Raw genomic sequence first — 14,173 nt, 5'->3', positions numbered from 1 at the left:
CCTTTTTTATTTCACTATTTTGGTGCACTTGAACCAAGCTAGCTCATAAAGCACAAGCTAAAACCACCTAACCCACTGTTTTGATAGATCAATATTAACGGCATAACGATTGCTTACTCACTAAAAGAATAAGAGCAATTAAAGGGCTAGTTATGTGGTTAATCATAGTTTTCATTATTTCACTATTAACTATTGGATATATCACTTGGAAAACAAAGAAAAATAACACCCAATTACAACTGCAATTTGATCAAATAATGCAGCTCAGGCAACTGATACAATTTATTCGCTATCATCGCCGCCATTACCATCAAGATATTGTGAGTAATAAAACAAATAATAAGAACCATGAATCGGTTAAGAATAAAAGGCATGCCTTAAAACAAACACTCTCGATATTAATTCATAAAGCTAATACCAATCACAAACCGATGTTTCGGATCTTAAGACAAGAAATACAACGTTTATTTACAGATTGTCCTCACTACTCTTTACAACGCAGTCAAGCCGTACATGGCAGAATTATTCGACACATTATGTATCTTATTGATGATGTCATTAGTTCAAGCTTGCTTACGGCTGAAAAAGACACCACTTTCGAACATTATCAAACAGCTTGGCCTGTTACATTAAATGCACTAGATAGTTTAAATAGATTCCGCTGGACGATTGAACACCACCCTTTAGAAAATAAAAGCTATGCGCGAGAGTTAGAAATGCATGTAAAGATGATCCAACGAAGACTTGGACAGATATCGATGATAAGCCAGCAAACACCACCTATTTGGCCTATTGAAAAGCTCATGCAAACATTTCAAGAAATACAATTTCATAGCCAAGATGAAAATAAACTTAAAGAGGAGCTTTACCTTTATTCTATTCAGATATCAGACACTATTTTCCAGTTCTTCGATCTTATTATTAATGATATTGCTGACGATCTTGCAATAACAGTCCCAGACATAACGACATGTGCTATTAATTTTGATCACAACAAGCAGACATAAAAAAACCCAGCATGATGGCTGGGTTTTCAAACGACAAATCAGTGATTAACCAATGTGTGTCATACCGTTCATGTACTTACGTAGTACTTCAGGGATCTCGATACGACCGTCAGACTGCTGATTATTTTCTAAAATAGCAACCATTGTACGACCAACTGCAAGACCAGAACCGTTTAATGTATGTAGAAGCTCAGGCTTCTTCTCACCTTTACGACGGAAACGTGCCTGCATACGACGAGCTTGGAAATCCCACATGTTTGAACAAGAAGAAATTTCACGGTACGTTTCTTGAGCAGGAACCCATACTTCAAGATCGTATGTTTTACATGCGCCAAAGCCCATATCGCCAGTACAAAGAACCACTTTACGGTATGGAAGCTCTAGAAGCTGTAGTACTTTCTCAGCGTGACCTGTTAACTCTTCTAGTGCAGCCATTGAATCTTCAGGTTTCGTAATTTGTACAAGCTCAACTTTATCGAACTGGTGCATACGAATAAGACCACGAGTATCACGACCGTAAGAGCCAGCTTCAGAACGGAAACATGGTGTATGTGCAGTCATCTTAACAGGAAGATCCGCTTCATCAGTGATGGTATCACGCATCATGTTTGTTACAGGCACTTCAGCTGTTGGGATCAATGATAGAACGCGAGGCTCTTCATCATTGACTTTTTCAGTCAAAGGCTGTGTATGGAACAAGTCTTCACCGAACTTCGGAAGCTGACCTGTGCCAAATAAGCTGTCTGCATTTACTAGGTACGGTACATACATTTCTGTGTAGCCGTGCTCTTCTGTATGAAGATCAAGCATAAACTGTGCAATTGCACGGTGTAAGCGCGCAAATCGACCTTTCATAACGATAAAGCGTGCGCCGGTAATTTTTACAGCACTCGCAAAATCAAGACCACCCGCCATTTCACCAAGATCTACGTGATCTTTCACATCGAAGTCATAAGCTTTTGGCTCACCCCAACGAGAAATTTCTACGTTTTCAGACTCATCTTTACCAGCAGGTACAGAATCATCTGGGATGTTTGGTACAGATTGTGTAATAACATCAAGTTCTGCTTGTAACTCAGCTAACGCTTTTTTCGCGTCATCAAGCTCAGAACCTAAGTTACCCACTTCAGCCATAATACGCTCGGCTTCTTCGTGATCACCTTTCGCTTTTGCCTGACCAATCGACTTCGATCGCGAGTTACGTTGAGCTTGAAGCTCTTCTGTCTTCACTTGAAGGGATTTACGCTTCTCTTCAAGGTTACGTAAAGTTTCTACATCAAGGTTAAAACCACGACGCGCGAGTTTTTCAGCTGTTTCATCCAGCTCTGTTCGAAGTAATTTAGAATCTAGCATGCTAATCCTGTGCTCTTAATATTCTGAAATGCACGTTATATAGACGATTTTTATCAAAATAGTCTGTTATTAGGAAGGCAGTTCTTTCATCGAACTGCCAGTCGTTTAACGATACCCAAAAAGCCTTATTATTGGTAGCGCTTTAACGGGCTTTTTGCATCTAATGAAGCAAGATAATCCAACTTTTCGGATATTTTCATTTCTAAACCACGGTTTGATGGTTGGTAATAAACCCGATCACGGATTTCACGCGGTAGATACACTTCACCTGCCGCATAAGCCCCCGCTTCATCATGAGCGTAACGATACCCTTCACCATAACCTAATTCTTTCATTAACTTGGTCGGCGCATTACGTAAATGATGAGGGACTTCAAAATCGGGAAATTCACGAGCATCAGCTTTAGCAAGATTAAACGCGACGTAAACCGCATTACTTTTCGCAGCACAAGCTAAGTACACAATCGCTTGTGCTATAGCTCGTTCACCTTCATAGGCGCCAACTCGGGTATAACAATCCCATGCAGAAACCGCGACTTGCATCGCACGAGGATCAGCATTACCGATATCTTCTGAAGCGATAGCCAGTAGACGACGAGCAACATATAGCGGATCACAGCCAGCTTGGAGCATACGTGCAAACCAATACAAAGCACCATCAGGATTAGAACCTCGAATTGATTTATGTACTGCCGAGATCATGTCGTACCAAAGATCACCTTTGTTATCAAAGCGCGCAACCTTTTCGCCTGTGACTTCCGCCAATAATTCAACCGTTATTTGTTTAATGCCTTTTTCATCTTCTTCAGACATATCAATTAACTGCTCAAGATAATTTAAAGACATTCGGGCATCACCACGAACAAACTCAGCTAATTTATCTTTAATATCATCCGCAAAGTGTAAATTCGTTTCTGTTACACCTCGCTCTTTATCCATTAAAGCTTGTTCAATCACTTGTAAGATCTCATCATCCTCGAGTGACTTTAACTTATAAACTCGAGATCGAGAGAGTAATGCATTATTAAGCTCAAACGATGGGTTTTCCGTAGTTGCACCGATAAACGTCACAGTACCATCTTCAATATGCGGCAAAAATGCATCTTGCTGACTTTTATTAAAACGATGCACCTCATCAACAAATAAAATAGTGCGACGACCTGCCATTTTATTGTCACGAGCCTTATCAATCGCAGCTCGAATATCTTTAATACCTGATGTTACAGCAGACACACGCTCTACTTCAGCGTTGGCATAATGAGCAGCGACTTCTGCTAATGTCGTTTTTCCGGTTCCCGGGGGCCCCCACAAAATCATTGAATGTAGTTGTCCGGCTTCTAAGGCTCGACGTAAGGGTTTTCCTTGTCCCAAAATATGTTGCTGACCGATATATTCTTCTACTGTTCGAGGTCGCATTCTTGCGGCTAGCGGTCTGAAGTCAGTAGAAAAATCAAGACTGAAGTTATTCAAAATAACCACTCCCATAAACAGAAAAAGGTGGCTAACAGCCACCTATACAATTGAGATTATCAATACATAAACGCTAACTCATAGCATCATATCGATTGTTTTATTCATTGACGTTGGTCGTCCAGTTCCACCCCTTTCGGTGGCGTAAACTTAAATAAGTCTGCCGCGGGCGTAGTACGTGTAAATTTAGATAGAGTGTAATTACTGCGTTGCCCGTCATTCTCAACCACAGAGAAATTACGTACTTGACCATCTTTAGATACTGTCACGATAAACTCATCCATCGAAGAGGTTTTATCTTTCGGCGTTAACGTAAAAGTATCTGCTAATTGCTTAACATTATAACGCGACCAATCTTTTTCATTATTACGTGTTAATAGAACAAACGGTGTTTGTTCCGTTGCATCTTTTAGCCACATTGCCGTAACCTGTTCAACGAATGGGCTGTAATACCATACTGTTTTGCCATCTGAGACTAACAAGCTTGCATCCGGTGTTTAGTATCCCAGCGAAATAAATTAGGACGTTTAATAGATAAATCGCCAGTCCCATCAACTAAGGTTTCACCGTCGGGACTAATCACTTTTTGGGTAAAGTTAGCGCTAAAAGCATTCACTTTATCAAGTCGGCTACTTAATGCTTGTTGTGGTGTAGCCCACGCACTTGTTACTGCGAGCAATGGAACGGCAACTAACATTCTTAGCCATAACTTTTTCATCATATTCGCTAACCTCTATTAAAACAAACCGCCGCACATACGATGTCGCAGCGGTTAAAATTACGCTATAAATTTACTGACAGCAAGGTATCAGTTTATTCATTAATCGTGGGTCTGTACTGGCGCAGGCGCGAGTACTTCTCGGTTTGAATTATGCCCTGGAGCACTAACTATTCCATGCGCTTCTAATTGTTCAACAATACGTGCTGCACGGTTATATCCAATTTTAAAACGACGCTGAACACCCGATACTGATGCGCGACGCGTTTCAGTAACAAATGCTGCAACTTCATCAAACAGTTGGTCAATATCATCATCACCACCCGTTGATGTTTCACCAGGTAATAGACTTTCTGAACCTTGTTCAGAGCTTAGGATACTATCTATATATTGTGGTTTACCGCGTGCTTTCCAATCATTTACTACGTTATGAACATCATCATCCGATGCAAATGCACCATGGACACGTGTTGTATGGCTTTGACCTGGTGGTAAATACAACATATCACCCATACCAAGTAATGATTCAGCGCCACCTTGATCAAGAATGGTACGTGAATCGGTTTTGGTAGATACAGTAAATGCCATACGGGTTGGAATATTTGCTTTAATTAAGCCTGTAATAACATCCACAGACGGACGCTGAGTAGCAAGCACTAAGTGAATACCTGCCGCACGTGCTTTTTGAGCAAGACGCGCGATAAGCTCTTCAACTTTCTTACCTACAACCATCATCAAGTCAGCAAATTCATCGATGATCACCACAATACTTGGCATTTTTTCAAGTAATGGTGGATATTCATCCATGGTATCACCCGGCTGCCATAATGGGTCATGAATAGGGAACCCCGCTGCTGCCGCTTCCTCTAATTTATCGTTAAAGCCAGCTAGATTACGTACACCACATTTCGCCATTAGCTTATAACGACGTTCCATTTCCCCAACACACCAACGCAGGGCATTACCTGCATCTTTCATGTCAGTCACAACTTCCGTTAGTAGATGCGGTATACCTTCATAAATAGATAATTCCAACATCTTTGGATCGATCATAATAAAGCGACAATCTTCAGGCCTACACTTGTATAATAAGCTCAAGATCATTACGTTTACACCAACAGATTTACCCGATCCCGTTGTACCCGCAACCAGTAAGTGAGGCATTTTACTTAGATCAGCCACAACAGCTTCACCAGCGATATCGCTACCTAAAACAATCGGTAATGGACCATCCATATTCTGAAAACGCTCACTGGCGACCACTTCAGACATGTATACCGTTTCTCGACCTTTATTAGGCAATTCTAAACCAATATATGGTTTACCCGGAATAGCTTCAACTACACGTACAGCCATAACAGACAACGCGCGAGCCAAGTCTTTTGCTAAACCAGAGATGCGACTAACTTTCACACCTGGCGCTAAATCTAATTCAAAGCGGGTAATAACAGGCCCAGGATAAATCCCTTTCACCTGTGCTTTAATTTTGTAATCAACTAGCTTAGATTCAATTAACGCAGCTGTCGCTTGCAGCTCTTCTTCAGAGGCTGGCTCAACAGTACGACGAGCAGGTTGCAATAAATCCAATGTCGGCATTGGAGAAGAAGGCACAGGAAGGTCTACTTCTGTTTTCATCAAAAACGGATTGTCTAATCCTGCTAAATGGGCTTGTTCTTTTTGTAAATCACGAATGTTTTGTAAAAACGCTTCCTGATCCGCTTTTTCTTTTTGCTCTGGTGTTAACTCAACAGCTTCACCACGCTCTAGTTCAGACATACCATCTTGTACGCCAATTTCAATATCACTTCCAGGAACTGGCTGTGATGTTGTTGATTGTGGAGTGACAGCTTGTGACGCTTCAGGTGTCGCCTGTTGAATAGCGATAGATTCTACGTCTTTACTTATATCAGAAACATTTTGCTGCAAGGAAGAATCAGGAGCTGCGGTTACTGCTGATTCAGCTGCTTCAATTGCACTTTGCGTATACTCATCCACTGGAACAGTAAAATCTTCATTTCTATCCAGTTCACGTTCTAAATCTTCAATCGAAAGGCCACGAGGCTGAGTCGCTGGCTGCTGAACTATCTCTTGTGGTTGTGCTACAGGCTGGCTTACAACAGGTTGTTGAACAGCAGCTTGCGGTTGCGTTACTGGCTGACTAACAATTGGCTGTTGAACAGCAACTTGTGGTTGTGCCACTGGCTGATTTACAACTGGTTGTTGAACAACAGCTTGTGGTTGTGCCACTGACTGACTTACAACAGGTTGTTGAACAGCAGTTTGCGGTTGGCCCACAGGCTGACTTACAACAGGTTGTTGAACAGCAGTTTGCGGTTGACCTACTGGCTGACTTACAACAGGTTGTTGAACAGCAGTTTGCGGGTGTCCCACTGGCTGACTTACGACTGGTTGACTCATGTCTAACAATGGATCTCGTGCCATATCAGAGTTAGGTCGAACAATCTTATAAGGTGAAGATTCGACTTCTTTTGCATTATTATCTGATGGATTATTATTAACATAAGATGATAATAATGGGTCGTCTTCATCATCAACGTCATCTAAGTGTGCCATGTAAGGCATTTCTGATTCATCAGGAATTTCGGTTGCAAAAGGTCGCATAACCTCATGTTTATCTGAACGAAATTTATTTAGAAACCATGTTAACGAAGCAAGTGTCTTTTCACCTAATGTATCAACAATTGATGTCCATGAAATACCCGAGAACAATGTAAAGCCAATTGCCCAAATAAACATCAATACTAATGTTGTACCTAGCACATTAAGTAATGGCATTGAAATGTTTGAAACAACATCCCCCACGACCCCGCCCGATGAAAAGTACCAAATATCATCAAAGTTTAAATCAGCAAGACCACAGCTAGTTAATAACAATAAGATAAGGCCTAAAAGACGAGTGCCGTAAACCATATAGTCGTGAGATAAACTTTTTGAACGGCGACGAAATAAATAATAGCCAAGTAAGACTATTAAGGCTGGAAAAACATAGGCTAATGAGCCAAAACTGAAGAAGAACGTATCAGCCACTAAAGCGCCAAACGCGCCAGCTTTATTCTGAACAACCCCTTCCCAAGCAGTTTGTGACCATGATGGATCTGCAGGGTTAAATGTTACCAATGCCACCATAATATAAATAGCAGCTAAAATACTGATGATTAAAAAACCTTCAATAATGCGTTGTGTACCTGACAAACGCATCTGGGACAGTTTTTTACCTTTAATCTTCCTCAAGGATAACTCCGATGTCTCTATAAAACTCAAAAATTTGCCAGAAATCTAAGACATTCATCGAATAATACTAATCTCTACAGCCAAATACACTATAAAGCTTAGCCAAATATAAGAAATACAATGTCATTGTCTCAATGCCACTATTCTATACTAAATGCGCGCATTGTCTGTGTACCGAAAAAGCTTTTAGTGAAAATTTTTCTCTCGCCCCAGATAATAAGGTACAAATAGTTCATATCAGATAACTATTTTAGACGCCCGATAGATAAAAAAATTCATCACTATGTCAATTTGATTCACTTTTTGTCCAATTAACCATCACTATGAATAAATTAATATATCGTACAAACAAAACGAGCGGCTTAATAGCCGCTCGTTTATTTATTCTGCTTATACTCAGCAATACACTTATCGTGTTTTAATCACTAGATTATTTGACTGTTTAACTTCTTCCATTACAACGTACGTACGCGTGTCATTTACACCCGGTAGACGCAATAACGTTTCACCAAGAAGCTTACGGTATGCTGACATATCAGATACCCGTGTTTTTAATAAGTAGTCAAAATCACCAGATACAAGATGACATTCTTGAATATCTTCAAGCTCTTGAACTGATTTATTGAACTGTTCAAATACATCTGGCGCACCACGATTTAGTGTAATTTCTACAAACACTAATAATGAAGCATCAAGAAACTGTGGGTTAAGCAATGCGGTGTAACCACTGATATAACCTTGACGCTCTAAACGACGCACACGCTCGAGACAAGGTGTTGGAGATAAACCAACACGCTTTGAAAGCTCAACATTTGAAATTCTGCCGTCTTTTTGAAGTTCATTCAAAATATTACGGTCAATGCGATCCAATTCCTTGGATGGTTTCTTTTTGGTATCTACCATTTTTTATTCCACCTTCTTACTTCCTTGCAAAAAAATATACTACATTTTATCTATTTTTAGAATCAAATAAGCCACAAGTCAAAATTTATAATTAATAATCACCTATAAATTGACGTGTAACTTAGACAAATTGACTGCCTAACATTATTTTCATGGCAATTTGAGCTTTATGACCCGCTACCAACTCATGTTCCTCGCCCAATATTACCAGCTACAGTTTTGCCGCACGCTAAAAATTGAATATTTATCATCTGCTCACCCTATAATTTAAGGTGCGCATCGCTATGTAGTTATAGAAATTTTTACCAGATAAGAAATGATTGTCAAAGTAAAACAGCAGTAAAACTCGTATTAATCACTACGAAAACGCGTAGAAAACACCTAAAACATGTATCTTTGACTCCATTTTATTTGCAACAAAGAGCATTATCATATGAATAATTAACCATATAAAAGAACCTAATCTATAGTCGACCATTTTCTAATCAAGGTTTCTTTGTTAACGTTCTTTCCTTTGAACTCTGATATATAACGATAAATTAAAACTAAAAATCAACATGTTAACAAGATATTACGCATTAGCTTGTACATTAAAGATAGCTCATGCGATTAAATATAAAACAATTAATAATAAAAAAATGACGCGATAAAAATATAATCTGATTTTTCAGTTTTATCTTTTTTACTCATTCATTCTCTTTCGTATTTTTTTGTGACCTATGTAACGTTTTATTTATTAACCTCTTTGTATTTACTTAATGCTTTTTTTTCATATATAACGACAAATTAGCAATAACCTATTCTTAATTCGACTCTTCCTTTACGTCTGCAATTTACCTACAATCAATTCTCAATAACAATAATCTCATTCAGCCTGGAGAAGAAATGAGTAACGTAAAACATTGTGAACTGCTCATCCTTGGTTCTGGTCCTGCGGGCTACACCGCTGCGGTATATGCGGCACGTGCAAACTTAAACCCTGTGATGATCACTGGTATGCAGCAAGGTGGTCAATTAACCACAACGACAGAAGTTGAAAACTGGCCTGGAGATGCTGAAGATCTAACCGGTCCTGCGCTAATGGATCGCATGAAAGCACACGCAGAAAAATTCAATACTGAAATTATTACCGACTACATTGTTGAAACTGATTTCAGCCAACGTCCTTTTTTATTAAAAGGCGAAAGTAATACTTACACGTGTAATGCGCTAATTATCTCAACAGGCGCTTCAGCAAAATACATTGGCTTAGAATCAGAAGAAGCATTTAAAGGCCGTGGTGTTTCTGCATGTGCGACTTGTGACGGTTTCTTTTACCGCAATCAAAAAGTAGCGGTTGTCGGCGGCGGTAATACTGCTGTTGAAGAGGCGCTTTATCTATCAAATATCGCCTCTGAAGTTCACCTTATCCACCGCCGTGATTCTTTCCGCTCAGAAAAAATCCTGATTGATCGTCTTATGGATAAAGTCGCTAATGGCAATATCATACTTCACACAGATCGCACTTTAGATGAAGTACTTGGTGATGATATGGGTGTTACTGGTCTTCGCCTAAAAGATACTCACTCTAACGCAACTGAAGAGTTAGAGGTTATGGGTGTGTTCATTGCAATTGGCCACCAGCCAAATACCGCTATTTTTGAAGGTCAATTAGACATGGAAAATGGCTATATTAAAGTGCAGTCAGGCTTAAATGGTAATGCAACACAAACAAGCATTGAAGGTATTTTTGCCGCAGGTGACGTTATGGATCATAACTACCGCCAAGCAATTACCTCTGCAGGTACTGGTTGTATGGCTGCGCTTGATGCTGAACGCTACCTTGACGCCCAATAATCAGTAAACGCCCAAACCGCGACTTAATGAGTGGCGGTTTGTTTATCTCATAGTTAAATGTATGCTCACCATTTAACTATGAGCTACCCACCGTTAATACCGTAATGAAACCCTTATATGGATAAACAATTATATCGCGATTTAACCAAATGGCTTAAATCCCAAAGTAAGTTAGCAAAACGCTGGCTTATGCTAAGTATTGGATTAGGCTTTTTGTCTGGTTTACTGCTTGTTGGACAAGCAGCATTACTTGCAAGTATTCTGCATCAACTGATTATTGAACATGCTGATAAATACTCTCTTATTAATCAATTTATTGGTTTATTTGTTATTATCGGTTTGCGTTCTCTATGTAGTTGGGGAAGAGAAATTTTTGGCTACCGTTGTGGCGAACAAATACGCTTACATATACGTCAATTAATTCTTAATCGCTTACAAAGCTTAGGCCCCGCTTATATTAAAGGAAAACCTGCTGGTACATGGGCAAGTCTTGTCCTTGAGCAAGTAGAAGAGATGCAAGATTTCTTTGCGCGCTATCTACCTCAGATGTCACTATCCGTTCTTATTCCTGTCGTCATTTTATTTGTCGTTTTCCCCCTAAACTGGGCTGCAGGGTTAATTTTCTTATTCACCGCACCACTCGTACCTTTATTCATGGCACTGGTTGGCTTAGGTGCTGCAGATGCTAACCGCCGAAACTTTAAGGCATTACAGCGCTTATCGGGCCACTTTTACGATCGTCTTCAAGGACTATCTACCCTGCGTTTATTTGATCGTGCAGAGGCTGAAGCTGAAAACCTGAATGCTGCTTCACACGTGCTTCGTAAACGTACAATGGAAGTCCTTCGTCTTGCTTTCTTATCTTCAGCAGTATTAGAGTTCTTCTCTGCTATTTCTGTTGCTATTGTTGCGGTTTACTTCGGTTTTGCTTTTATCGGTGAATTAAATTTCGGTAACTACGGTATCCCTATTACTTTATTTACTGGTTTGTTCATTCTGGTTCTTGCACCTGAATTTTACCAACCGCTACGTGATCTTGGTACTTTCTATCATGCCAAGGCACAAGCTATTGGTGCTGCAGAATCTATCGTTGAGTTTCTTAATATTGAAGCAGACGAATTGACAGATGGCTCAAAAGCATTAACAACGCCAGATAAAATACAAATATCAGTGACCGAGTTAGAAGTACTAAGTCCTGAAGGTCAAAAGCTTGCAGGTCCTCTGACATTTGATATCAATGCCAATGAGCATGTGGCATTGGTTGGCCCAAGTGGCGCAGGTAAAACCAGTTTATTAAACGCCTTATTGGGCTTCCTTCCCTACCGCGGTAGTATCAAAGTTAATGGGATTGAATTAAAAGAGCTTAACCACAGTGAATGGCGTCAAGCGATTAGCTGGGTTGGTCAAAACCCATTACTTGTTCACGGTACGATTTATGAAAACATCACATTAGGTGATCAGTTAGCGGAACAAGCCAAAGTGACTCAAGTTGCAAAAGAAGCTTACGCTGACGAATTCATTAATCGCTTAGAAAAAGGTTATCAACATCATGTGGGGGATCGTTCCGGTGGTTTATCTGTAGGTCAAGCACAGCGTATTGCTGTTGCTCGCGCCATGTTACAACAAGGTGCGTTTTGGATTTTAGATGAACCCACAGCAAGTCTTGATGCTAACAGTGAACGCTTAGTCCTTGAAAGTTTAGGTCGTGCTGTTGCTCAACACACCACATTGATGGTTAGCCATCGTTTAGATCAATTACATGCTATGGATCGTGTTCTTGTGATGGAGAATGGCAAACTTGTTCAAAATGGTTCGTTCGTAGAAATTAGTCAACATGGCTTATTGGCAGATATGCTAAGCCATACAGATAAGAGGGATCTCGATGCGTGATTTAATCCCTTACCTAAAACTTTACCGTAAGCATTGGTTTGGCTTAACACTTGGTATGCTCTTAGGTTTAGCTACAATTCTTGCCGCTATTAGTCTATTAACCCTATCGGGATGGTTTATTGCTGCTTCTGCTGTTGCGGGTTTAACCATAGCCAGAGAAACATTCAACTACATGTTACCCGGTGCAGGTGTTCGTGGTTTTTCTATGGCACGTACGGCTGGTCGTTGGGGGGAGCGCGTTGTTAGCCACAATGCAACGTTTAAGCTCCTTGCCGATTTACGTTTATTTTTCTTTAGAAAACTCACACCGCTGATCCCTGGTCGTCAAGCTAACCTACGTGATGCTGACTTACTGAACCGTTTAGTTGCTGATGTTGATGCGATGGATCACATCTATCTAAGATTGGTTAGTCCTTTAGTGATTGGCGTACTGGGTATTGCTGCGATTACCGCATTTTTATCATGGTTTGATCCAACGATAGGCTTAACGCTTGGTGGGATCTTACTATCATTAATGTTTATATTACCTGTTGTCTTTTACCGCTTAGGTAAACGTAACGGTGAGCAACTGACAATTGCAAAAGCGAACTATCGTGTAAAACTTCTAGATTGGTTGCAAGGCCATGCAGAGCTCCTGCTGTTTAATGCAGAATCTCGTTACCGCCAACAAGCAGAAGCAGAGCAAGACCAACTACTGGCAGCTCAACGTAAAATGGCGAGTTTAACAGGTTTAGCTAACGGCATGTTGATGGCAGCCACAGGCTGGACCTTAGTAGTCATTCTTTGGATTGCTGCTGATGGTATTGGTGGTCATGCGCCAGATCCATTTGTTGCTATGGTCGCATTTACAACGATGGCAAGCTTTGAAATGATGATGCCCGTTGCTGGTGCTTTCCAGTACCTAGGCCAAACCTTAACGTCAGCAAAACGCTTAAATGAAATTATTCAAGCAACACCCGATACGGTATTTGATCCAAGCGGTTACCATGGTGATGCACAAGGTGAACTGAAGATTGAAAATGTCAGCTACACCTACTACGGTAGCACTCAGACTGTTGTGAAGAATGTATCAATAGACTTAAAACAAGGTGAAAAACTGGCATTACTAGGCCGAACAGGTTGTGGTAAATCAACCCTACTTCAACTGCTCACGCGTAGTTGGGATCCTCAGCAAGGTCAAATTTCAATTGATGGCAAACCACTTCCAACATGGAGTGAAAGTGCTCTACGTAAAGCAATCACAGTAGTTAGCCAACGTGTTGATATCTTTAATGGTTCATTACGTGAAAACCTTGTGTTAGCAAAACCCAACGGCACTGATGCTGAATTTACAGAGGCATTAATTCAAGTCGGCCTTTCCCCTCTACTTGAAGATAAAGGGTTAGACACTTGGTTAGGTGAAGGTGGACGTCAAATCTCTGGTGGTGAAAGACGCCGCTTATGTATCGCTCGCGCACTGCTTCATGATGCACCTATCCTACTAATGGATGAGCCAACAGAAGGTCTTGATCGCCGAACTGAGCAACAAATATTAGCTTTGTTACTCGAACATGCAAAAGATAAAACCGTACTCTTTATCACCCACCGATTAGTTGGACTCGATCAAATGGATCAAATCTGCTTAATGGATGAAGGTGAAATCATCGAACGCGGTAAACACCAAGCATTACTGGCACAAAATGGTCGTTACGCAGAATTGTGTAATCGTATTTAAGTACTGTAAGAGCTAAAATTAAATAAAGGCG

The 14,173-nt window shown here is 40.4% G+C and carries 8 protein-coding genes and 1 pseudogene; 4 read left to right on the top strand and 5 right to left on the bottom strand.

The window, feature by feature from the left end:
* The first annotated feature begins 152 nt into the window (after positions 1 to 152).
* Complete coding sequence (locus SKA34_RS16085; protein ID WP_006646594.1) at positions 153 to 1,007, top strand: hypothetical protein; 855 nt, start codon at positions 153 to 155, stop codon at positions 1,005 to 1,007.
* Between the two features lie 45 nt (positions 1,008 to 1,052).
* On the opposite strand, the gene serS is transcribed toward SKA34_RS16085, so the two are convergent.
* The 5 genes and pseudogenes from serS to lrp form a co-directional block, all read right to left on the bottom strand.
* The gene (gene serS, locus SKA34_RS16080; protein WP_006646593.1) at positions 1,053 to 2,360 is read right to left on the bottom strand and encodes a serine--tRNA ligase; all 1,308 of its coding nucleotides are present in this window, start codon (positions 2,358 to 2,360) and stop codon (positions 1,053 to 1,055) included.
* A 128-nt stretch (positions 2,361 to 2,488) separates the two neighbouring features.
* Complete coding sequence (locus tag SKA34_RS16075; RefSeq protein WP_304412107.1) at positions 2,489 to 3,844, bottom strand: replication-associated recombination protein A; 1,356 nt, start codon at positions 3,842 to 3,844, stop codon at positions 2,489 to 2,491.
* An 89-nt stretch (positions 3,845 to 3,933) separates the two neighbouring features.
* Positions 3,934 to 4,550: pseudogene (gene lolA, locus SKA34_RS16070) on the bottom strand (outer membrane lipoprotein chaperone LolA).
* 99 nt (positions 4,551 to 4,649) lie between these two features.
* A complete protein-coding gene (locus SKA34_RS16065) occupies positions 4,650 to 7,766 on the bottom strand; it encodes a DNA translocase FtsK 4TM domain-containing protein (protein ID WP_006646589.1) in 3,117 nt (1,038 codons plus the stop codon).
* Positions 7,767 to 8,207: 441 nt separating this feature from the next.
* Positions 8,208 to 8,702 (bottom strand): leucine-responsive transcriptional regulator Lrp, encoded by a 495-nt coding sequence (gene lrp, locus SKA34_RS16060; RefSeq protein ID WP_005368765.1) that lies wholly within the window; start codon positions 8,700 to 8,702, stop codon positions 8,208 to 8,210.
* An 885-nt stretch (positions 8,703 to 9,587) separates the two neighbouring features.
* Between lrp and trxB the strand changes: the two genes are divergently transcribed.
* From trxB to cydC, 3 genes are all read left to right on the top strand, one after another.
* Positions 9,588 to 10,538 (top strand): thioredoxin-disulfide reductase, encoded by a 951-nt coding sequence (trxB, locus tag SKA34_RS16055; RefSeq protein ID WP_006646588.1) that lies wholly within the window; start codon positions 9,588 to 9,590, stop codon positions 10,536 to 10,538.
* Between the two features lie 117 nt (positions 10,539 to 10,655).
* The gene (gene cydD / locus SKA34_RS16050; RefSeq protein ID WP_006646587.1) at positions 10,656 to 12,428 is read left to right on the top strand and encodes a cysteine/glutathione ABC transporter permease/ATP-binding protein CydD; all 1,773 of its coding nucleotides are present in this window, start codon (positions 10,656 to 10,658) and stop codon (positions 12,426 to 12,428) included.
* Positions 12,421 to 14,142, top strand: a complete 1,722-nt coding sequence (gene cydC, locus SKA34_RS16045) for a cysteine/glutathione ABC transporter ATP-binding protein/permease CydC (protein ID WP_006646586.1) — start codon at positions 12,421 to 12,423, stop codon at positions 14,140 to 14,142. Before cydD ends, cydC begins: the two co-directional genes overlap by 8 nt.
* Positions 14,143 to 14,173: the final 31 nt, after the last annotated feature.

The sequence above is a fragment of the Photobacterium sp. SKA34 genome (assembly GCF_000153325.1).
In the GTDB taxonomy this organism is placed as follows: domain Bacteria; phylum Pseudomonadota; class Gammaproteobacteria; order Enterobacterales; family Vibrionaceae; genus Photobacterium.
Note: the sequence above shows the minus strand (reverse complement) of the source record. Positions and strands in the feature narration are given on the sequence as shown.

What these genes read in the sequence shown, in the direction of transcription:
- SKA34_RS16075 (WP_304412107.1), bottom strand. Translation starts at nt 3,844, where the DNA reads ATGGGAGTGGTTATTTTGAATAACTTCAGTCTTGATTTTTCTACTGAC.
- SKA34_RS16065 (WP_006646589.1), bottom strand. Translation starts at nt 7,766, where the DNA reads ATGCGTTTGTCAGGTACACAACGCATTATTGAAGGTTTTTTAATCATC.
- cydD (WP_006646587.1), top strand. Translation starts at nt 10,656, where the DNA reads ATGGATAAACAATTATATCGCGATTTAACCAAATGGCTTAAATCCCAA.
- lrp (WP_005368765.1), bottom strand. Translation starts at nt 8,702, where the DNA reads ATGGTAGATACCAAAAAGAAACCATCCAAGGAATTGGATCGCATTGAC.
- serS (WP_006646593.1), bottom strand. Translation starts at nt 2,360, where the DNA reads ATGCTAGATTCTAAATTACTTCGAACAGAGCTGGATGAAACAGCTGAA.
- SKA34_RS16085 (WP_006646594.1), top strand. Translation starts at nt 153, where the DNA reads ATGTGGTTAATCATAGTTTTCATTATTTCACTATTAACTATTGGATAT.
- cydC (WP_006646586.1), top strand. Translation starts at nt 12,421, where the DNA reads ATGCGTGATTTAATCCCTTACCTAAAACTTTACCGTAAGCATTGGTTT.
- trxB (WP_006646588.1), top strand. Translation starts at nt 9,588, where the DNA reads ATGAGTAACGTAAAACATTGTGAACTGCTCATCCTTGGTTCTGGTCCT.